The 21,705-nt window shown below is 65.5% G+C and carries 15 protein-coding genes; 11 read left to right on the top strand and 4 right to left on the bottom strand.

What is annotated here, in order from left to right:
- From NTV05_04285 to NTV05_04270, 4 genes are all read left to right on the top strand, one after another.
- Positions 1–1,252 (top strand): 30S ribosomal protein S1 (locus tag NTV05_04285; GenBank protein ID MCX6543616.1); only part of this gene is annotated, 1,252 nt, incomplete at its 5' end.
- 112 nt (positions 1,253–1,364) lie between these two features.
- Positions 1,365–1,724: an integration host factor subunit beta gene (locus NTV05_04280; GenBank protein ID MCX6543615.1), complete on the top strand. Its 360-nt coding sequence runs from the start codon at positions 1,365–1,367 to the stop codon at positions 1,722–1,724.
- Positions 1,725–1,765: 41 nt separating this feature from the next.
- Positions 1,766–2,248: an HIT domain-containing protein gene (locus NTV05_04275; protein MCX6543614.1), complete on the top strand. Its 483-nt coding sequence runs from the start codon at positions 1,766–1,768 to the stop codon at positions 2,246–2,248.
- A 43-nt stretch (positions 2,249–2,291) separates the two neighbouring features.
- Positions 2,292–3,452, top strand: a complete 1,161-nt coding sequence (locus tag NTV05_04270) for an acyl-CoA dehydrogenase family protein (protein MCX6543613.1) — start codon at positions 2,292–2,294, stop codon at positions 3,450–3,452.
- A 79-nt stretch (positions 3,453–3,531) separates the two neighbouring features.
- Here NTV05_04270 and secA2 read toward each other — a convergent pair whose 3' ends face one another.
- Together secA2 and NTV05_04260 are read right to left on the bottom strand one after the other, a co-directional pair.
- Positions 3,532–6,069 carry an accessory Sec system translocase SecA2 gene (secA2, locus tag NTV05_04265; GenBank protein MCX6543612.1) on the bottom strand — a complete coding sequence of 846 codons (2,538 nt, stop codon included), beginning with the start codon at positions 6,067–6,069 and terminating at the stop codon, positions 3,532–3,534.
- 86 nt (positions 6,070–6,155) lie between these two features.
- On the bottom strand, positions 6,156–7,316 hold the full coding sequence (locus NTV05_04260) for an acyl-CoA dehydrogenase (protein MCX6543611.1): 1,161 nt from the start codon (positions 7,314–7,316) through the stop codon (positions 6,156–6,158).
- 232 nt (positions 7,317–7,548) lie between these two features.
- On the opposite strand from NTV05_04260, the gene NTV05_04255 reads away from it, so the two are divergent.
- Positions 7,549–9,498, top strand: a complete 1,950-nt coding sequence (locus NTV05_04255; GenBank protein ID MCX6543610.1) for a VWA domain-containing protein — start codon at positions 7,549–7,551, stop codon at positions 9,496–9,498.
- Between the two features lie 19 nt (positions 9,499–9,517).
- On the opposite strand, the gene NTV05_04250 is transcribed toward NTV05_04255, so the two are convergent.
- Together NTV05_04250 and NTV05_04245 are read right to left on the bottom strand one after the other, a co-directional pair.
- The gene (locus NTV05_04250) at positions 9,518–12,277 is read right to left on the bottom strand and encodes a PEP/pyruvate-binding domain-containing protein (protein MCX6543609.1); all 2,760 of its coding nucleotides are present in this window, start codon (positions 12,275–12,277) and stop codon (positions 9,518–9,520) included.
- Positions 12,278–12,390: 113 nt separating this feature from the next.
- Complete coding sequence (locus NTV05_04245) at positions 12,391–13,704, bottom strand: Glu/Leu/Phe/Val dehydrogenase (GenBank protein MCX6543608.1); 1,314 nt, start codon at positions 13,702–13,704, stop codon at positions 12,391–12,393.
- Positions 13,705–13,944: 240 nt separating this feature from the next.
- Between NTV05_04245 and NTV05_04240 the strand changes: the two genes are divergently transcribed.
- The 6 genes from NTV05_04240 to NTV05_04215 all read left to right on the top strand — a co-directional run bounded on the left by NTV05_04240 (position 13,945) and on the right by NTV05_04215 (position 21,705).
- Positions 13,945–15,618 carry a methylmalonyl-CoA mutase family protein gene (locus NTV05_04240; protein ID MCX6543607.1) on the top strand — a complete coding sequence of 558 codons (1,674 nt, stop codon included), beginning with the start codon at positions 13,945–13,947 and terminating at the stop codon, positions 15,616–15,618.
- A 57-nt stretch (positions 15,619–15,675) separates the two neighbouring features.
- A complete protein-coding gene (locus tag NTV05_04235) occupies positions 15,676–16,083 on the top strand; it encodes a cobalamin B12-binding domain-containing protein (GenBank protein MCX6543606.1) in 408 nt (135 codons plus the stop codon).
- Positions 16,084–16,224: 141 nt separating this feature from the next.
- Positions 16,225–17,322 carry a response regulator gene (locus NTV05_04230; protein MCX6543605.1) on the top strand — a complete coding sequence of 366 codons (1,098 nt, stop codon included), beginning with the start codon at positions 16,225–16,227 and terminating at the stop codon, positions 17,320–17,322.
- 84 nt (positions 17,323–17,406) lie between these two features.
- Positions 17,407–20,049, top strand: coding sequence for a valine--tRNA ligase (locus tag NTV05_04225; protein MCX6543604.1), 2,643 nt, complete (start codon positions 17,407–17,409; stop codon positions 20,047–20,049).
- The gene (gene nadC, locus NTV05_04220) at positions 20,049–20,891 is read left to right on the top strand and encodes a carboxylating nicotinate-nucleotide diphosphorylase (protein ID MCX6543603.1); all 843 of its coding nucleotides are present in this window, start codon (positions 20,049–20,051) and stop codon (positions 20,889–20,891) included. The genes NTV05_04225 and nadC overlap by 1 nt, the downstream gene beginning before the upstream one ends.
- Positions 20,872–21,705 (top strand): biotin--[acetyl-CoA-carboxylase] ligase, encoded by an 834-nt coding sequence (locus NTV05_04215; protein ID MCX6543602.1) that lies wholly within the window; start codon positions 20,872–20,874, stop codon positions 21,703–21,705. Before nadC ends, NTV05_04215 begins: the two co-directional genes overlap by 20 nt.

Raw genomic sequence — 21,705 nt, 5'->3', positions numbered from 1 at the left:
CCCCGTCCGGAATCTGGATGCCCTGAAGAACCAGGAACTCCGGATGCGCGTCATCAAGGTCAACAAGAAGCGCGGGAACATCGTGTTGTCGCGCAAGGTCCTGCTCGAAGAAGAGAACGCCGAGAAGAAGAAGTACACGCTCGGGGCGCTGGCCGAGGGCAAGGTGCTGCGCGGCACGGTGAAGAACATCACCGACTACGGCGCCTTCATCGACCTCGGCGGCATCGACGGCCTGCTGCACATCACGGACATGTCGTGGGGGCGCGTGGGCCATCCGTCGGAGATCTTCAAGGTCAACGACGAAATCGACGTCATCGTGCTCAAGTACGATCCGCTGACCGAGCGCGTGTCGCTCGGCCACAAGCAACTGGTGGCGGATCCGTGGAGCAACGTGACCGATCGGTATCCGGTCGGCGCGCGCATGACGGGCAAGGTCGTCAGCCTGACCGACTACGGGGCGTTCATTGAACTGGAGCCTGGCGTCGAAGGCCTCATTCACGTGTCCGAGATGACGTGGAGCAAGCGCGTCAAGCATCCGTCGAAGATCCTCAACCAGGGCGACGCCGTCGAGGCGATGGTGCTCGGCGTGGATCCGGGGGCGCGGCGCATCTCGCTCGGCCTCAAGCAGATCGAGAGCAACCCGTGGCACGAACTGGCCTCCAAGTACCCGGTGGGCGCGCGCATTGTCGGCAAGGTGCGCAATCTGACCGAGTTCGGCGCGTTCGTGGAGGTGGAAGAGGACATCGACGGCCTCATTCACATCTCGGACATGTCGTGGAGCAAGCGGATCAAGCATCCGTCTGAGGTGTTGAAGAAGGGCGACAAGGTCGAGGCGATCGTGTTGAACATCGACGCCGAGAACCAGCGGTTGTCGCTCGGACTCAAGCAGCTGGCCACCGACATCTGGGACGAGTTCTTCTCGCAGCACCAGGTGGGCGACACGATCGACGGCAAGGTGGTCCGGATGACCAACTTCGGCGCGTTCGTCGAGCTGGCCGAGGGGATCGAGGGCCTGATCCACGTGTCCGAGTTTGACGATCAGCTCGAGGAGAAGATCGAACTCGAGGTGGAGAAGACCTACCCGATGAAGATCATCAAGCTGAGTCCGTCCGAGCGGAAGATCGGCCTGAGCATCCGCGCGATGCGGGTGGAACAGGACCGCGCCGATTGGGCCACGTATTCCGAGAACACCGGAAAGCCGCAGGCCACCCTGGCGGATCACTTCCGCCAGCAGCAGCGGGACGGGAAGTAGTCGGACGGCCGCCGAGGAGGCGGCCAGGTGTTTGGTTCCGGCGGCGCGGCACGGCCCGATTCCGGGTCTTGGTCGCGCCAGCCGGGCGTCATCTTCCTGCCGCGAGTCATCCATGACCAAGGCCGAACTCGTCGAAGAAGTTTCGCGCGTGTCGGACCTCACCAAGAAACACTCCGAGGTCATCGTCGACACGGTCTTCCGCAGCATCATCGATGCGCTCCAGAAGGGCGAGAAGATCGAGTTGCGGGGGTTCGGGAGTTTTCGTCTCCGGCAGCGCGAGCCGCGCAAGGGGCGTAACCCCAAGACGGGCGCCCGCGTGGACGTGCCGCCCAAGCGCGTGCCGTATTTCAAGCCGGGCAAGGAACTGAAGGATCTCATCAACCACGAGGTTGAGGTCCGACCGGTCGTTGGAGTCGCGGCGGCCGACATCGGTCCGACGTCCAACGAGAACCCGCCACCCGCTGCGTCCTGACGCCCGTGGAACGCCTATGGTCGCCGTGGAGGCTCGAATACGTGAACAAGGTCGATGACGCGGGCGGCTGTGTCTTTTGCGCGGCGCTCTCCCAGGCCGACCAGGCCCCTCTCGTCGTCTACCGCGACGAGAACGCGTTCGTCATCCTGAACATGTTCCCGTACAACAGTGGGCATCTGATGATCGTGCCCGCGCGCCACATCGCGACGCTGGGCGCGGCGTCGCCTGCGGAACGTGCCCGCATGATCGAATTGACGTCGCTGACAGAAGCCGTACTCAGTGAGGTGTACCGCCCCCAGGGACTGAATGTCGGGATGAATCTCGGCCGTGCCGCCGGCGCCGGTATCGTGGATCACCTGCACATCCACGTCGTGCCACGCTGGAATGGGGACACCAATTTCGTCTCGGTTGTCGGCGAGGTGCGGGTGCTGCCGGAGGATCTGGAGCAGTCGGCCTCCCGTCTCAGGCCGGTGTTTGAGCGGTTGGGACAGCAGCAAGTCGCAAGCAGCAAGAAGCACGAATGAACGCGTAGGGGCGCGGCATGCCGCGCCCGCTCAGAAGCCCACGATGATCCTCGAATTCACGTCCGCCCAATTGGAATTCCAGCACGCGATTGAACTGTTCGCTCGTGAGCACGTCGCGCCGGTCGCAGCCCACATTGACGAGAGCGGCGAGTTTCCCGTGACGTTGATGACGCGCGCGGGGGAACACGGCCTGATGGGCGTCACCGTGCCGCAGGCCTGGGGAGGCGGAGGACGCGACTATTTGAGCTACGCGCTGGCTGTCGAGGCGGTTTCGCGCGCGAGCGCAACCGTCGGCGTCATCCTGATCGTGAACAATTCCCTCGTCGCCGAAGTGCTGGCTCGATTCGGCGCCGATGACCACAAGGACCGCTGGCTGCGCGCGTTGGCGACTGGCCAGGCGCTGGGATCGTTCGGGCTGTCAGAAGAGGACGCGGGCACCGACGCCGCCAACCTCGAGATGCAGGCGACGCTGGTCGAGGACGGGAAGGCGTACTGCCTCAACGGCCGCAAGGTCTGGGTCGCGTGCGCCGAGGTGTCCAACGTCGCGCTCGTGTTCGCCGTGACTCGGCCCGGCCAGCGCGCGCACGGCATCACCGCGTTTCTCGTGCCAATGAGCACCCCGGGCATCGAGCGGACCGCTCGTGCCGACTCGCTGGGGGTGCGCGGCCTGGGCTGCATGGATCTCACATTCAATGACGTCGTGATCCCGGCCGACCACGTCGTGGGCGCGGTCAACGACGGGTTCAAGGTGGCCATGTGGGCGCTCGAAGGCGGCCGCGTCGCCATCGCCGCGCAAGCGCTCGGCATCGGTCAGGCCGCGCTCGACGAGGCGTTGCGCCATGCGAAGGAGCGCCATACCTTCGGCAGGGCCATCGCGAACTACGAGGCCGTCCAGTTCATGCTGGCCGACATGGCCACCGAACTCGACGCGGCGCGCATGCTCACCTGGAAGGCCGCGTCGCTGAAAGCGACACAAACGAGCATCGTGACGGAGGCGGCGCAGGCGAAGCTGGCGGCGTCGTTGGCCGCGCACGAGGCGGCCGACAAGGCAATGCAGATCCTCGCGTCGGCCGGCTACCGCCGAGGATCCAGGGTCGAGCGATATTTCCGCGACGCGCGCGCCACCGAGATCTATCAGGGCACGTCGGAAACCCAGCGCATGGTCATCGCCGAGCGCGTCCTCGGCATCCGCCGACACGGATAGAGCGTCGGGATTCGGGGGACTCGGGCCTGGGACCGCCGGCTCCAGCCCGGCCCTGCGGGCGCGACCACCTTCGCCAAGGCTACGGCGGTCCGCCGAAGCGTGACACGGAGGCGGATGAATCGCGCCCCTCCGTCTCTCCATTCCGCGAACCGCTGTGCCGTCCCAGCCACCGCCGCACGAAGACAGCCGTGACAGCGACGAGGGTGAACGGCCAATACATCAGCGCCAGGAAGCCGGTCGCCAACGAGACCCCGAAGTTCCCTTGCGCGATCAGCGAGAGCCCGAACGACGAAAACGGATTGTCGTTGATCAGGTAGGTCCAGGTCGACGTGGGACCGCGCAAGCCGGCGCGGTCGAGGTCGATCGTGCCGCTTTCTGCCGACAGACGTCGGAACGTCTCGACCACCTCATCGCGCAGCCCCTCCATCATCGCGGCGTAGGCGTCGATGATCTGCCGCTGGAACTCGGCGAGCGGATCACGCCCGCCGTAACGCTGCAGGTGGATCCCCTCGCGGATCTCCTCGATCAACGCCAGATGCGCGCTCCAGCGCCTGTCGAGCAGAATGAGCGTGAGGCGGTTTTCCACCCGCCGCAGTTCGGCCGCACCGACCGCGCGCTCGAGTTCGGCGTAACGATCGGGCGCCCCGTCGACGCAGGCCCTCGGTTCAATCGCGTCGTGCAGCCATTCTTCCCGGCGTTCGCACATCTGCGTGCGCTGTTCCTCGACCATGGCCGAGTACCGCCACAGCGTGCGGCGAATCTCGAAAGTCTGGCCCTCGATGATGCGCTGGGCCCGGGCAATCTCGCGCCTGACAATCAGATCGTTGATCGATCCTTCCTGACGCGAAGGCCTGTGTCGCGCCGGGATCTGCCGGATCACACCGTAACGGCGGATCAGATCGTCTTCGAGGCTGATGAAGAACCGGGAGCTGCCCGGGTCGCCCTGGCGCCCGGCGCGTCCGCGCAGTTGATCGTCGATCCGACGGCTCTCGTGGCGGTTCGTGCCGATCACGTACAAGCCGCCCAGTTGAGCGACCTCGTCGCGCAGCGTCTCGTCGCCCCCGCCAAGGACGATGTCAGTGCCTCGCCCGGCCATGTTCGTCCAGATCGTGACCGCCCCGGGCATGCCGGCGCGGGCAACGATCAGCGCTTCGCGCGCATCGTGCCTGGCGTTGAGGACGCGGCACTTGATCCGTCCTCTGCGCAGCGAGCCAGCGAGTGCCTCCGATTCTGAAACGCTTGCCGTGCCGACCAGAACAGGGCGGCCCGTGGCGTGGGTGCGCATGATTTCGTCAACCAGCGCAGCCATCTTGGCCTGGACGTGTGAGAACACGACATCCGGTTCGTCGACGCGCCTGCACGGACGGTTGGGCGGGAACACCACCGTCGTCAGGTTGTAGAACTCCTTGAATTCAATCGCGGATGGGACAGCCGTGGCCGTCATGCCGGCGATCCTCGGCCAGAGCCTGACAAAGTGCTGGATCGGTATCGATCCGAGAATCGTGCCTTCGGTGCGAACCTCGACGCCTTCCTTGGCCTCGACCGCTGGCTGGATGCCATGCGGCCAGCGCCGGTTGTCGGCCACCCGCCCGGTGAATTCGTCCACCAGTTCAACGCGCCCGCCCCGGACAATGTAGTCGCGGTCGCGATGAAGCAGGGCCTCCGCATGAAGGGCGACGTGGATTGCAGAGAGCAGCAGATGCTGGCTTGGTTCATGCAGCGGTTCGCATCTCAGCCGTTTCTGGATGTGCCGGAAACCGGCGTCCGTGATGGCCACGTTCCGCTCGTGTTCGTCAATCCGGTAGTCCACCCCCGCCCGCAGTTGCCGCACCATCTCCGCCAGCATGCGGTGGTCGACGTCGGGAGAGGCGGTCTCACCGGCAATCACAAGCGGGACCCGGGCCTCATCGACCAGGATAAAATCCGCCTCGTCGACAATCACGTAGTGGAACGGGCGCTGTACCGGGTGCACCGGGTCCGTGACGATGTGATCGCGGAGGAAGTCGAAGCCGGCCTCCTTGGCGGTCACGTAGGTGATGTCCGCTGCGTACGCCGCCCTGCGTTCTTCTCGACTCAGGCCATGCGTTACCGACGCCACCGAAAGTCCCAGGAAGCGGTACGCGGCGCCCATCCACGCGGCGTCGCGGCGGGCCAGGTAGTCGTTGGCTGTGAGGATGTGCACGCCGCGGCCGGTGAGTGCGTTGAGCACGACGGGCAGGACGGCGACTAGCGTCTTGCCTTCTCCGGTGGCCAGTTGCGCCAGTTTGCCCTGGTGGAGGGCGATCGCTGCCATCACCTGTACGTCGAACGGACGAAAACCCAGCACGCGCGAGCAGACTTCGCGTGTCAGAGCGTAGACGTGCGGGAGCAGATCGCCGGGTTCTTCGCCGTCAAGCGCCCGCCGCCTCGCGACGTCGAATTGCGCACGGAGCTGATCGTCGGCGAGTTGCGACACGTCGACCCCGTCGATGCGCGCCAATTGCCTGCGATAGGGGCGGAGATCGTACTCGATGGGGATCCCGGCCACTCTCAGGTAGGTCCGGCGAACCCATTCGCGGCGCTCCCCGCGCCCGTGCCCGGTAGGTCGATCGTCGCGTGATAATTGGGTCGTGGTCACGCAGTGTCAGGTGCGACTGTCTGAACTCCCGAATCCCGCTCGTCCGCCGAAGCCCTTCGACAAACTCAGGGCGAAGGCGAAAATCCCTACCCCAGTATCTGCTTTGCGATCGTCACCAGTTGCAGATTCGACGTGCCCTCGTAGATCTGACCGATCTTCGCGTCGCGCCAGAGTTTTTCCACCGGGTAGTCCTTCACGAAGCCGTACCCGCCATAAAGATTGATCGCCAGCGAGGTGACGCGTTCGGCGACCTCCGACGAGAAGATCTTGCACATGGCCGCTTCGGTCAGGAACGGCTTGCCGGCGTCGCGCAGCCTCGCCGCGTTGTAGACGAGCAGCCGTGCCGCCTCGATCTCGGTGGCGGCGCGCGCCAGCTGCGCCTGGACCAGCTGGAAGTCGGCGATCGCCTTGCCGAACTGCTTCCGTTCCTTCGTGTAGCGGATCGCGTGTCCGAGGGCACCGCTGGCCAGGCCAATCATCTGCGCCCCGATGCCGATGCGCCCCTCGTTCAGCGTCTCGATCGCCACCTTGTACCCTTTCCCGATCTCGCCGAGGATGTTCGCCTTCGGCACGCGGCAGCCTTCGAGGATCAGTTCGCAGGTGCTGCTGGCGCGGATGCCGAGCTTGTCCTCCTTCTTGCCGACCGAGAAGCCGGCCATGCCCCGCTCGACGATGAAGGCCGTGATGCCGCGATAGCCGGCGGCCGGATTGACGTTGGCGAACACGATGAAGATGTCGGCTTCGTTCCCGTTGGTGATCCAGAGCTTGCGGCCGTCGATCACGAAATCGTCGCCGTCGGCCACGCCCCGGGCGGCCATGGCGAACGCGTCGCTTCCGGACCCGGCCTCCGACAAGGCGTAGGCGCCAATGGTGTCGCTGGCCAGCCTCGGCAGGAACCGCGCCTTCACGTCGTCCGATCCCCAGCGGAGGACGGCGTTGATGACGAGTGTGTTCTGAACGTCGACCAGCACGCCTACCGACGGGTCGACCGCCGATAGCGCCTCGACCGCGAGAACGGCGTGGAAGAACTTCGCGCCCCCGCCGCCGTACTGCTCAGGGATTTCAATGCCCATCACGCCGAGGTCGAACAACTGCGTGAGCAGCGTCTTCGGTAATTTCGCGTGTTCGTCCATGTCGCGGACGAGCGGCCGGATCTGGGCGTCGGCGAATTCGGCCACGCTGTCGCGCAGCAGCACTTCGTCTTCGGCGAGCTGGGTCAGAGCGGGGATGGCAGTATCGTTGGACAATGGCGTCTCCTGTAAAGAACGCTAATGTTATCATCGAACCATGAGCAGGTTCCTCGACGCTGCCGGCAGAGGTGGGCTGGTGATCGTCGTCGGACTTGCGCTGAGTCTAGCAGCCCGTGGTGAAAGTCGGTCTGCATCCGACCGACGCTGCTTCCCGCCTTGTGGCGATGCTCAAAGCTCAAAACCGCAGACGCCGGCCCAGGCCCCGCCATCACAGAAGGGCCAGGCGCCCGTGTTCCGCGCCGGCGTCAATGTCGTTCGTGTCGACATTATCGTGACCGACCGGCAGGGCAACGCGGTAACCGATCTTGCGCAGTCGGATTTTGAGGTGCTCGAAGACGGAAGACCGCAGACGATCGATCTGTTTCGGCTGGTCAATTCGAATGGAACTCCAGGGCCGGGAGCGGAACCCGCGCGGCCGATTCGGTCGATGTACGACGAGGAGGCGGAAGCAGCCCGCGAAGACGTGCGATTGTTCGTCATCTTTCTTGACGACTACCACGTACGATTGCAGAACTCCCTCCGCATCCGGGACACGCTTGTGCAGTTTGTGACGACGCAACTGGGGCCGCTCGACATGGTGGCGATCATGTACCCCCTGACGCCGGTCACCGCGCTGTCCTTCACGCGCGATCGCAACGTCCTGGTGCAGGCTATCCGGTCATTCGAAGGCAGAAAGTTCGATTACAGTCCCCGCAATGCGTTCGAACGGGAGTATGTGTTCTACCCGCCGCAGATCATCGAGACGCTGCGCAACCAGGTGACGCTCTCGGCGCTCGAGGGGCTGCCAGTCCGGCTGGGATCGCTGCGGGAAGGCCGGAAGGCCGTGATTCTGGTCAGTGAGGGGTTCGTGGGGATCCAGCCGGCACAGGTGAGCGGGCCGATGGCGGGGTTCCCTGGCGCGGCCGCTCCGCCAGGCGGTTCCCTCAGCGACGACCGCGCGCAGTTCCAGGCGGATCTCGATATCCAGCGGGAACTCAGGGACATCGCCGACACGGCGAACCGCAACAATACGGCGGTGTACGCGCTGGATCCGCGTGGACTGGCCGTCACCGAGTACGGCATCAACGAGAACGTCGACCAGCGTCAGGATCTCAATACGCTCCGGCAGTCGCAGAGCACTCTGCAGGGGCTCGCCAACGACACCGATGGCCGGGCCATCGTCAATCGCAACGATCTGGCAGCGGGCCTCACGCAGGTTGTCCGCGACACCAGCTCGTACTATCTGGTGGGGTACAACTCCTCACTGACGACTCCAGACGGCAAGTTCCACAAGATCGACATCCGGCTGAAGCGACCCGGCCTGCAGGTGCGAGCCCGGAAGGGCTACTGGGCGCCGACCGCAGAAGACGCCGCCAGGGCCGCCGCTCCGCCCAAGCCCAGGCCGCCCGCGGCGGTCGAGCAGGCGCTCAGCGCGGTGGAGGGCAATGCGCCGCGCGAATCGGTGGCGGCGACATGGATTGGCACGGCCCGTGGCGAGGAGGGCAGAACCCGCATGACCTACGTGTGGGAGCCGCTGCCTCCGATTCCAGGCGATAAGCGCCCGGAGCCGTCGCGCGTGCTGGTGGTGGCCACGGGGTCGGACAGCCAGACGTACTTTCGCGGTCGCGTACCGGCGGAGGCGCCCGTCGGCGCCGTCGCGGGAGCTGCGGCACCGCCAGACGCGGCACCGGTTGCGGGTGTCCGCGAGCCATCGAAGATCAGTTTCGACGTCCGCCCGGGCAAGATGCAGCTCCGCACGTCGATTGAGAACGCGGCTGGGCAGGTCATCGACGCGACGGAGCAGGACCTGACGATTCCCGACTTCTCGGCGCAGAAGGTGGCGCTGTCGACGCCGCTCGTGTTCTGCGCGCGCACGGTGCGCCAGATGCAGTCGCTGCTGCGGGACCCCGACCCGACGCCGACTGCCCTCAGGCAGTTTCGGCGTACCGACCGGCTGCTGATCCGGTTCTCCGCTTACGCGCCGCGCCTGGCCGCGCCGATCGTCACGGTCCGGCTGCTCAATCGGGTGGGCCAGAAGATGAGCGACCTCGGCCTCAAGGCGCCGGACGCGGCGGGGGAGTTCTATTCGGTGGATCTGCCGTTGAGCGGGCTCTCGCCGGGGGAGTATCTGATTGAAGTGATGGCCGCTGGTGATGGCGGCGAGGCCACCCAGCTGATCGCGATGCGGGTGGTCAGTTAGTGCATGGAGTCAGACCTCATTACGACACTCCTGGCGCGGTCAGGAATCCGATGGCCTCGTCCTGATCCGCGTTCATCAAGACCCGCAGCAGTTGTCCATTCGCCGCGGCCGCGACGTCGACCACGTGGATCGTGCCGGCCAGGTCCGCGAATTCCGGAACCAGCTCGGCGAACTGGTTTGGCGCGTCCAGCAGGAACGTCCAGTTGAAGATCACGCCGGGGTCGTCGGGATAGATCGGCAGGTAGCGGATCGCCGACTCGACCAGGTCCTGGAAGAAGTGCGTGCCGAATGACAGTTCCGGCATCGCGCCTCCACGCTTCTCCCCGACCTCCATGAGCAGCGCGGTATTGCTGATGTCCGAGTACGTCACCGTGACGCCAAGCTTGATGTCCCCGCGGCTGCCCCAGCGGCCGGGCCCAATCATGGCGAACCGGTGCTTCGGGAGCAGCTTGTTGAGCCGTCCCATCGCGCGCCCGACGTTTCGCAGCGCGTCCAGGTTCTCGAGACGCTCGTACTGGCGCGGATCGACAAACACGATGTGCGTGAGGTCTGGCACTCGGCCGTTGGACACGAACCGCTTGGCGGTGAAAATAATCCGGTCGGCCGGGATGTCCCGCGGAATCGGCGTCGCGGCCACCTCGTCCGTGTAGGTCTGCGGCCGGCATTGCAGCAGGTAGAAGTCCTGGCCGTCGTGCGCGAACTCGATGTCGACCGGGCCGCCGATCTTCTCGCGCAGCACCTGCAGCAGCGACCGCATCTGCGCAAGGAAGGGCGTCGTGGTCGCGAGCCCCTCGAATGTCGCCACGATGTCATCGGTCGAGCCGTCCCAATCGAGCCCTCCGACCGGGTGCAGGCCCTCCCGGTCGCATAGTGAAAAGACCTGCCTGAACATCGGGTACTTCGCCCCGTACTGCTTGAGCAGATCCGAAATCAACACCGTCGCAAACCGGTTCGCGTCGAGGTTGATCAGATCGATGCGCTTCGGCGAATAGCGGAGCAGTTCCTGCGGCGTGACATTGGCGCGAAGGCCGGGTTGGCCCGGCGCCAGCAGCACGGGGTAGTCGTCGCTCAGCCGATCGACCGCCCGCGTGCCGAGGCCTGGCACCATGCGCACCAGACCGTCCTCGCGCGTGATGCGCGGCGACCACCGGAACTCGTTGTTGCTGACCGCAACGCCGCCAAACGCTGGCAGAAAGTAGCGGCCGACCTTCGTGCCGACCACTTCCTGGATCATCACGCCCATTTCCTCGTGCAGATCGAGCAGGCCGCGCTCGGCGCGGTACTCGATCGGATCGGGGCTGAAGATCGAGGCGTACACTTCGGCGATCGCATCGAGCAGCGCCAGCATCCGCTCCCGCTTGGTGCCGCGGTTGGCCAGAAACAGACTCTTGTACTTGCCCGAGAACGCCGATCCAATCCGGTCCTCGAGCAGGCTCGAACTGCGGACGATGAGGGGGCGATCGCCCATGTCGTCGAGCGTGACCGCCAGTCCCTTGAGAATTTCCTTCGGAAAGTCCGAGTTCTTGAACGCCTGGACGATATGCGGGTATTCCTTGCGGACCTGTTCGATCTCGAGGTACTTGCGGTTGTGGATGTCCTGCAGGTGGTTGTGGTCGATAAAGGCGAGGATCCCGTCCGACGTGAGATACCAGGTCTTCGGGATCTTGATGGCGCCAAGCGCATCCTCGTACTCTTCCGACCGGCGCACGATGTTGTGGGCCAGCAGCAAGCCCGAACTCTTGCCCCCCAATTTGCCCCGCGATCCGGCGGGCGAAACGACGCGCTGCACGATGTCGCAGAAGTCGTGCACGTGCAGGTAGTGCTTGGCCGTGTTGATGTACTCGATGTCCTCAGTGAGGAACCGCCGGACCAGCGACACGCGCAGGCCCAGCTGCACCGAGCGCGACAGTTCCTTGTCCTCGAACCCCATCTGCTGAAAGTGTTCGAGCGCATCCGCGATCTCGCCGAGCGACGTGCGCTGATTCTCGACGGCCTCGACGAGGAATCCGCACTTGTCGTCCTTGACCCACAATTCGATCACGTGCGCGATCTCGTCGTCGCTCAGGTTCGAGGCGGCAATCCGGAACGCCGCATTGGTGATGCCCATGACCTCGTCGAGACTCGCGCGCTCGAGCGGGCGATTCTCGTCTGAGGTTTCCCGGTCGCGCTGATTGGCACCCAGACGTTCGAGCAGGTTCTGCGCTTCCTCGATGCCCTGCCAGACCAGGTGGTTGAGCATCCGCCGCGACACGCGTTGCAGCAGGTGCGGATCCGTGCGGCGGAGGAACTCGACGATGATGCGCCATTCGCGGCGGTCGTCGGCGGGCAGCCGCTCGAGCGAGACGTGCCAGTGGCGCACCATCCCGCGGAGGCGCCGCTCCGTGAGGTACTGCCCGAGCAGCGCGGCGGCCGCGTCGATCAGGCGGCGCTCCTCCTTGAGGAACGGGCCTTCGTCGGCCTTGGGAAACTGGCGTGAATAGAACACCTCCACCGCGCCCACCGGTTTGCCCATCACCAGCACCGGCGCCCGCAGCGCCCACGGCGTCTCGGTGACGAGCGGCGGTTCGTAGATCGACGAGTCGATCGTGATCTTCGCCCAGCACGAATCCGGGTGCAGCCAGCCCGGCGGCATCGCCGTGACCATGCCGCGACACACGTCGTCTGGCGTCCGCTCAGGATCAGACGTCAGATCGTGCACCTGGTAGAGGCAGTTCAACTCCTTCGCCCGCTCGCGCAGGCGGTCGAACATGTCGATGGGGCCGTCGCCAGGAGTCGTCATCAGTGACACCAGTATGGCCTGACGATGGTGAGGGACTCAACTGGAGAGGGGGGAGTGTGCCGGCGGGTGAGAAGCAGGGGCGCGGTGAATTGCGCCCCCGCGGTAACTTGTCTCTACACCCACCCGCGCTGGTGGCAGGCGCTCGCCACGCGATTGATCGCGATGACGTAGGCCGCGTCGCGCGTGTACAGCTTCTTGCTCTTGGCCAGTTCCGCCACGCTGTGGAACGCGTTGGTCATGATGTGGTCGAGCTTGCTCAGGACTTCTTCCTTGGGCCAGTAGTAGTTCATGTTGCCCTGGACCTGCTCGAAGTAGCTGCAGGTGACGCCACCCGCGTTGCACAGGAAGTCCGGAATCACGAAAATGCCGCGCGATTCGATGACCTTGTCGGCTTCGGGCGTGGTCGGGCCGTTGGCACCCTCGGCGATCAGCTTGACCCTCTTGGCGATCCGGTTCACGTTGTCGCCGGTGATCTGGTTCTCGATGGCGGCCGGGATGAGGATGTCGACGTCCTGCTCGATCCAGGCGTCGCCCGGCAGAATCTCGTAACCGAGGGCCTTGGCCTTCGCTTTGTCGACGCTGCCGAACTTGTCGGTGATCCCGATCAGGCCTTCGAACGTCACGCCATCCATCTTGCGGAACGTGTAGGTCTTCTGGTCGGCCTCGTCCCAGCACGACACGCTGATCACCCTGCCGCCGTACTTGGTGAACAACTGCACGGCGTACTGCGCCACGTTGCCGAAGCCCTGCAACGCAGCCGTCGACTTGGTGATGTCCATCCCCAGCAGCTTGCACGCCTCGCGGACCGTGTAGATGACGCCGTGGCCGGTGGCCTCGGTGCGGCCGAGCGAGCCCCCCATGCCCACGGGTTTCCCTGTGATGAAGCCGGGCTCCTTGCCGCCGTGGATGACCTCGAGCTCGTCCATCATCCACACCATGTGCTGCGGATTGGTCATCACGTCGGGCGCCGGGACGTCGCGTGCGTAGCCCACCTGCTTGGCGAGTTGCCGCACCCAGCCGCGGCAGATCGCTTCCTGTTCGCGGGCGCTCAGGTGGTGCGGATCGCAGATGACGCCGCCCTTTCCGCCACCAAGCGGAATGTCGACGACCGCGCACTTCCACGTCATCCACGTCCCGAGCGCGCGCACCGTGTCGATGGTCTCGTGCGGATGGAAGCGGATGCCGCCCTTGTTCGGGCCGCGGGCATCGTTGTGCTGCACGCGGAAGCCGCGGAACACCTTCACTTTTCCGTCATCCATGCGAACGGGAATCGCAAACTGAAACTCGCGCATCGGCCACCGCAGCAAGTCGCGGGTACCGGCATCCAGATCCAGGATGTCGGCCACCTTGTCGAACTGGGCCTGCGCCATTTCAAACGGATTGAATGGCTTGGACACTGTCGCACTCCTTCGGCGCCGCAGCGCCATCCTCAACGGTTGATGAATTCGGACTGAACCACGCCAGGAATAGAAACGCTCTCGTCTCACCGGGGGGCATCTGCAGGAGATTGCATGCACGAGCCAAGTGCAACCCCTGAATGGACTTCGGGCCAGAGTATCGATTGCCCCGAGCCAAGTCAAGCCACACCAAAAGAATAGGAATTGCGCCAGCCCGGCCGCTCCACCCGCTCCCTTGGTCCTGCGTCACTTCGGTATAGACTGTCAGATATGAAGACGCCGGCCTCCGAGGCAACCGCTGGCAGCGCGCGCCGGGAAACCGAGACGCGGGATCCAGCTCCGCGCAAGACCGGCGAGAGGGAAGCCTCGTTTACCACGATCTCCGGACGGCCAATCGATCGCCTCTACACGCGCGAATCACTCGCGGGGTGGGACGAGACGCAGGATCTGGCCGAGCCGGGCCAGTTTCCGTATACGAGGGGCATTCATCCGACCGGTTATCGCGGCAAACCATGGACGATGAGACAGTTTTCGGGGTTTGGGACGCCGGAGGAGACCAACGGGCGCTACAAGCATCTGCTCGCGGCCGGAGGCACCGGCCTGAGTGTCGCGTTCGACCTGCCGACCTTGATGGGGCGCGACCCGGACCACGAACTGTCGTTGGGCGAGGTCGGGAAGTGCGGCGTCAGCATCGCGTCGCTGGCCGACATGGAGACGCTGTTCGAGGGCATTTCGCTTGCCGACATCACGACGTCGATGACGATCAATTCGCCGGCGCCGATGCTGTTGGCCATGTATCTGGTGGTCGCGGAGCAGCAGGGGGCCGACTGGCGGACGATTTCCGGCACCATCCAGAACGACATCCTGAAAGAGTTCATCGCGCAGAAGGAGTACATCTATCCGCCGCGCCCCTCGATGCGCCTGATCACCGACGTGTTCGGATTCTGCGCCGAGCAGGTGCCGAAGTGGAACACGATCTCGGTGAGCGGCTATCACATCAGGGAGGCCGGTGCGACGGCGCTCCAGGAGCTGGCCTTTACCCTGCGCGACGGCGTGGAGTACGTCCAGTACGGCGTTGACGCGGGCCTGGATGTCGACCAGTTCGCGCCGCGGATCTCCTTCTTCTTCAACGCGCACAGCGACTTCTTCGAGGAGCTGGCGAAGTACCGCGCAGCCCGGAAGATCTGGGCCCACGTGATGCGCGACCGTTTCGGGGCGAAGAACGAGCGCTCATGGAAGCTCCGCTTTCATACGCAGACCGCCGGCGTGTCGCTCACGGCCCAGCAGCCGTACAACAACGTCGTTCGCGTGGCGCTCCAGGCGCTCTCGGCCGTGCTCGGTGGCACCCAGTCCCTCCACACCAACTCGCTCGACGAGGCACTGGCGCTGCCCACGGCGGAGGCCGCGACACTCGCCCTTCGGACGCAGCAAATCATCGCTCACGAAAGCGGCGTCACCAACGCGGTCGATCCATTCGGGGGTTCGTACTTCCTCGAGAAGCTGACGCTCGACCTGGAAAGAGAGGCGCTCGAGTACTTCGACAGGATCGATCGGATGGGTGGCATGGTCGCGGCCATCGAGCGCGGGTTCCCGCAGCGCGAGATCGCCGACAGCGCCTACCGCTATCAGCAGGCCGTGGAGCGACACGAGAAGATCGTCGTCGGCGTCAACCGGTTCGCTGTCGGGGAGGACAGGGGAGTGCCCATCCTCTCGATAGACGAAGCCGCCGCAGCCCGTCAAATCGAGCGGCTCCAGGCGCTCCGCCGCGATCGCGACCATGGTCGCGTGCGCACGGCGCTGGACAATCTCAAGCGGGCGGCCGAGGGCAAGGCGAACACGATGATCCCGCTGCTCGAGGCCACGCGCGCGTACGCGACGGTCGGCGAGATGTGTGATGCGCTTCGTGAGGTGTGGGGCGAGTACGTAGAGCAGCCGGTGATTTAGCGTTGCGAGGCAGAAGTAAGAATCAAGAAGCTACCGACTACTGACTACTGGGCACCTATGTCAAAGATTAGAGTGGTGATCGCAAAACCCGGGCTCGACGGACATGACCGCGGCGCGAAGGTCATCGCGCGAGCGCTGCGCGACGCCGGGATGGAAGTGATCTACACCGGGCTCCGGCAGACGCCTCTCCAGATTGTCAGCGCCGCCATACAGGAAGACGCCGACGTCATCGGTTTGTCGATTCTCTCAGGGGCGCACAACCATATCTGTCCGGAGGTCATGCGCCTGCTCAAGGAACAGGGTCTCGACGACGTCATCGTCGTGGTCGGCGGCATCATCCCCGATCTTGATGTGGCGCGGCTCGCCGAAGTCGGCATCCACGGGGTCTTCCGGCCCGGCACGTCGATGCGGGAAATCATCGACTACATCACCAGTCACGTCCGCTCCAGAGCGGAGACCGCGTGAATCTCGAAGTCAGACTAATCGGCGGTCGCGGATGTTCCGATAAGTCGTAGCGGCGGCTTGACTCTCGAGCAGCCTGGGACTACGCTGTCCCGGGGTACGCCGGGCTGGCGCTAACACGTTTCTGTTCAGTTACTTGGAGCTATGCCGTACAGGCTTTTGCTGGCCGACGACAGCGTCACCATCCAGCGCGTCATCGAGCTGACCTTCGCCGACGAAGACATCGAGGTGATCGCGGTCGGCGATGGACGCGAAGCGATCCGCCGCATCGAGGCCGACCGCCCGGATATCGTGCTGGCCGACGTGGGTATGCCCGAAAAGGATGGCTACGAGGTCGCGGCCTACGTCAAGAACACGCCACATCTCTCTCATATCCCGGTGCTTCTGCTGACCGGTGCATTCGAACCAATCGACGAACAGCGGGCGCAGGCGGTCGGATGCGCTGGCGTGCTGGCAAAGCCGTTCGAGCCCCAGATCGTGATTACGCGCGTGAACGAACTGCTCGAGTCTGCCCCGTCGCCGCCCGCGTCGATCTCTTCTCCTGCGAGAGTCGATCCTCTGCTGGCGCCGGTACCCGCTCTCTCGGTTGAGCCCGTGCTCGACGCGCCTCCCGTCGAGGCCTTCGAGGCGACGGCGCCCGCGCCGAATCTCGCCGCGTCCGGGGTGCGTCCCAATCCGTTCGAGTCGCTGCCGCAAGCCCCCCAGGAAGGCCGCTCCCCATCCGACGGAACCGGCCAGCCGAATCCCGCTGGCGTGCCCGCTTCTCCCCCAGCCTCCCCGGCAGCGGAGCTCGACGACTACTTCGAGAAGCTCGATGCCGCGTTCGCCACGCTGCAGCAGGCGCCGCACAGGTCCGGGAGACAGGGCCTGCCGCCGGTGCCGTCGGGTCATAGCGCCGGGGCGTTCGAGGAGCCGCAGTGGTTATCGACATCGGTCGAACAGCCTCTGGCGGCTGGAACCGAGTCCCGGCCGGTTGCTCACGCTCCCGCCATCGCCCAGGCCTTCTCTGCGCTGCTGGCGGCCGAACACGGCCAGGCGATCCCGGGACACGACGCAACAGCCAAATCGGTCTCCCCGCTCTCACCCGAAGACGTTCACATGCTGGTCGGCCGCGTCACGAGCGAGGTGCTCGATCGGATGTCGGACCGCGTCGTCCGCGACACGGTGACCGACATCGTCTCCCGCATCGCCGAGAAGCTGGTTCGCGAAGAGATCGACCGGGTCAAAGCCACCATCAAGTAGGGCTGCGAGAAGCCGGAGTCGTCGCTTGATAGGCGGGCGGCTGTGCGGGTACGCTGTACCCTTTACGAATCTCCAGGGAACCTGATGTCCGAGCTACCGAAGGCCTTCGATCACCGAGACGTTGACGCACGCTGGTACAGTTTCTGGGAATCGATTGGCGCATTTCGCGCCGACCCGGCGAGCGGCAAGCCCGCCTTCAGCATGGTGCTGCCTCCGCCCAACGTGACCGGGTCGCTGCACATGGGGCACGCCCTCAACCACACGATGCCCGACATCATCGCGCGCTGGAAGCGGATGCAGGGCTATGACGTGCTGTGGTTACCGGGGACCGATCATGCCGGCATCGCGACGCAGAACGTCGTGGAGAAGCAGCTCGCCCAGGAGAAGAAGACCCGCCACGACCTCGGCCGCGAGGCCTTCGAAGCCCGCGTGTGGGAATGGGTGAAGGTCAGCCACGCGATTATCACGGAGCAGATGCGGAAGCTGGGCGACTCGGTCGACTGGTCGCGCGAGAGGTTCACGCTCGATCCCGGCCTGACGCGCGCCGTGCGCCGCGAGTTCGTCTCGCTGTACCGCGAGGGGCTCATCTATCGCGACAAGTACATCGTCAACTGGTGCCCGCGGTGCCGGACGGCGCTGTCAGACCTCGAGGTGCAGCACCGGGAAAGCGACGGCAAGCTCTACTTCATCCGGTACGCGCGAGCCGGTGGCGGCGCCGGTGTGACAGTGGCCACCACCCGCCCGGAGACGATGCTGGGTGATACGGCCATTGCGGTGAACCCGGATGACGAGCGGTACCGCCACCTGGTCGGAGCGCGTGTCGTGCTGCCCGTGATCGGCCGCGTGCTGCCGATCGTGGCGGATGCCTTTGTCGACCCGGCGTTTGGCACGGGAGCGGTCAAGGTGACCCCGGCCCACGATCCCAACGATTTCGCGATGGGCCAGCGCCACTCCCTCCCGAGCGTGTCGGTGATCGACGAAGACGGCAACATGACCGCGGAGGCCGGGCCCTATGCCGGCCAGGATCGCTTCAAGGCCCGCAAGGCGCTCGTGGATCGGCTGCAGGGCGAAGGCGTGCTCGAGAAGATTGTCGAGCATCGGCACGCCGTCGGGCATTGTGATCGGTGCGGCACCGTGGTCGAGCCGCTCGTGTCGAAGCAGTGGTTCGTCAAGATTGGCCCCCTCGCCGCCGACGCGATCCGCGCCGTCGAGGAGGGCCGCGTCGTCTTCCTGCCCGACAACTGGACGAAGACGTACTTCGAATGGATGACCAACATCCACGACTGGTGTATTTCGCGCCAGTTGTGGTGGGGCCACCGCATTCCCGCGTGGTATTGCGACGCGTGCGGCGAGACCACGGTGGCGGAGGACGATCCGAGCGTGTGCCGGTGCGGATCCGTCCTGCGCCAGGACACCGACGTGCTCGACACGTGGTTCAGTTCCGGGCTCTGGCCGTTCAGCACGCTGGGCTGGCCGGACAAGACCGCCGACCTGGCCCGCTACTACCCGACGACGCTGATGTTGACCGGGTTCGACATCATCTTCTTCTGGGTCGCGCGGATGATCATGCTCGGTCTCAAGTTCGGGGGTGATGTGCCGTTCCACACGGTGTACATCACGGGACTCGTACGCGACGAGCGCGGTCAGAAGATGAGCAAGTCGAAGGGCAACGTGGTTGACCCTCTGTCGGTCATGGACGACATCGGGGCCGACGCCCTGCGGTTCACGCTGGCGGCGATGGCGTCGCCCGGCATGGACATTCCGCTGTCCGAAGGGCGGATGACCGGGTACCGGCAGTTCATCAACAAGATCTGGAACGCGTCGCGCTTCCTGCTGATGAACATCGGCGATCTGCCCGCGCGTCCGGCGCTGCCGGCGTCTCAGGACCTGCACGTCATTCACCGGTGGATGTTGAGTGGCGTCAGCCGGCTGGCCATCGACGTCGACGACGCGCTCACCACGTACCGGTTCGATCACGCGTGCGATCGGCTGTACCACTTCTTCTGGCATGAGTTCGCCGACTGGTACATCGAGTTCGTGAAGATCGATCTGCAACAGACGGGGCCCGTGCGCGACGCGGCGGTCGCAGTGCTGGTCGAGGTCCACGACCGGTTGATGCGGTTGCTGCACCCGTTCATCCCGTTCATCACCGAGGAGATCTGGCAGAAGCTGCCGAAACGATCGGACGATCCCGCCGCCGTGACGCTAGCGGCCTTTCCGACGGCGTGTCCCGGGTGGGCCGACGCGTCGGCCGAAGCCGACGTCGCCTACATGCAACAGGTGGTGACGACGATCCGCACCGTGCGATCCGAACGGAGCGTGCCGCCGTCGCGGAAGATCACCGTCATGATCGACGAGACCGATCCGCACTCCCGGGCCATGCTCGAGCAGTATGCGCCCTATCTTCGGCAACTGGCTGGCCTCGCGTCCATCGAGTTCAGGGGCGACGTGGCGCCCGGCGCCGATACCGTCAAGCGCGTGCTCGAACACGCGCACATCTTCGTGCCGTTGGCGGGGATCGTGGACCCGCAGGCCGAGATCGAGAAGATCAGGAAGGAACTCGCGGGACTGGCTCGTGAGGCCGAGTCGATCGCGCGCAAGCTCGGAACGGCGAGCTTCGTGGAGCGCGCCCCGGCGTCGGTTGTTCAGGACACCCACTCGCGCGCCGCCCAGATCGCGGAGCGGCGGCAGAAACTCGAAGCGCAGCTCGCGGAGTTCGGCCGGTGATGATTGAACCGATCGAGATCGCTCTGTACCGTGACTTCGTCCGGCGAAGCCTCGCCGAAGACTTGGGTTGGGGCGATGCGACCGTGCAGGCCATCATCCCTCCCGACGCGTTCGCCGAAGGCGTGCTGCTGACGCGCTCGCCCGCCGTACTGGCCGGCATCGAGGTCGCGCTCGAGGTCTTCCGCCAGCTGGACCCCGCCGTCGCCGTGGTCTCGCGCCGGCCGGACGGCGAGTGGTGCCAGCCAGGGGATCGGATCATGATTCTCAACGGACTGGCGGCGCCGATGCTGACGGCTGAGCGGACCGCGCTGAACATCGTCCGGCACCTGTCGGGCGTCGCCACGTTGACGCGGCGGTTCGTGGACGCCGCGGGCGGCCGCGTGGTGATCGCCGACACGCGGAAGACCCTGCCGCTCCTGCGGCCGCTTCAGAAGTACGCGGTACGGGTGGGTGGAGGCGAGAACGGCCGGCTGGCGCTCGACGAGGGGCTGATTCTCAAGGCCAGCCATATTCGGTTCGCCGGCGGCATCGACGCGGCCGTCAAGCGCGCGCGGGCGTCCGGTCCAGACACACCGGTGCAGGTCGAAGTGTCGACGTCGGCCCAGGCCGCCGAGGCCCTGGCGGCCGGTGCGGCGGTGCTGCTGTTCACGGGGGCATCGAGCGAGGAGCTCCGGCACGTCATGCAGCAGTGTCGCGGACGAGCCCGCATCGAGGTGTCTGGCCAGATTTCACTGGAGCGGGTCGCAGAGCTGGCATCCGACGGGGCGGACTTCGTCTCGATCGGCGCGCTGATCGATTCGGCTCCAGCCGCAGACATGACCTTTGAACTTCGATCCCGTTGATCCGGCTCACGCCGCCGATCTGCCACACGACATCGCGGAGGCGCTGGCGTGGTCACGATCCGAACGGGGCCGGTTCGGTTCGCCGATCGTCTACGTGCCCGAGGTGACGTCAACCAACGACGTCGCAGCCCGATTGGCGGAGGCAGGAGCTGGCGAAGGCACCACCGTCGTGGCGGAGACGCAGATCGCCGGCCGCGGCCGGCACGGCCGGACCTGGTGCTCGCCCCCGGGGGCCGGGCTCTACGTCTCCGCCATCGTTCGTCCGGATCGTCCGACGACGGCGGGGCCCCGCTCGTCGCTGCTCACGCTGATGGCGGGGGTGGCCCTGGCCGACGCGATTCGCGAGGCGACCGGTCTTGTGGCCGAGATCAAATGGCCCAACGATCTGATGGTGGCCGGGCGGAAACTGGCGGGCATTCTTGCGGAAGGAGCGGCGCAGGGCACCTCGCTCGAGTACATCGTGCTCGGGTTCGGCATCAACCTCCGGGCTGCCGCCTACCCGCCAGACATCGCGGCGCGGGCGACGTCGATCGAAGCCGAGCTCGGACGACAGATCGATCGGGGAGCGCTGCTGGCGAGATCGCTTGTCCAGCTGTCACGAGTTCGCGCGGCGATGGCCGGGAACAGAACCTCCGCGGTCATCGATCGGTGGCGTCAGCTGGCTCCGTCGGCCGACGGCTCGCCGGTGGAATGGCAGACCGGTGAGGGCGTGCGGCGTGGCCTGACAGCGGGAGTCGACGACGGCGGCGCGCTGCTCATCAACGTGGCGGGCACGATCGAGCGGGCCACCGCCGGCGAGATCACCTGGTTATAG

This window comes from Acidobacteriota bacterium, from assembly GCA_026393755.1.
In the GTDB taxonomy this organism is placed as follows: Bacteria; Acidobacteriota; Vicinamibacteria; order Vicinamibacterales; family JAKQTR01; genus JBAXOX01.
Note: the sequence above shows the minus strand (reverse complement) of the source record. Positions and strands in the feature narration are given on the sequence as shown.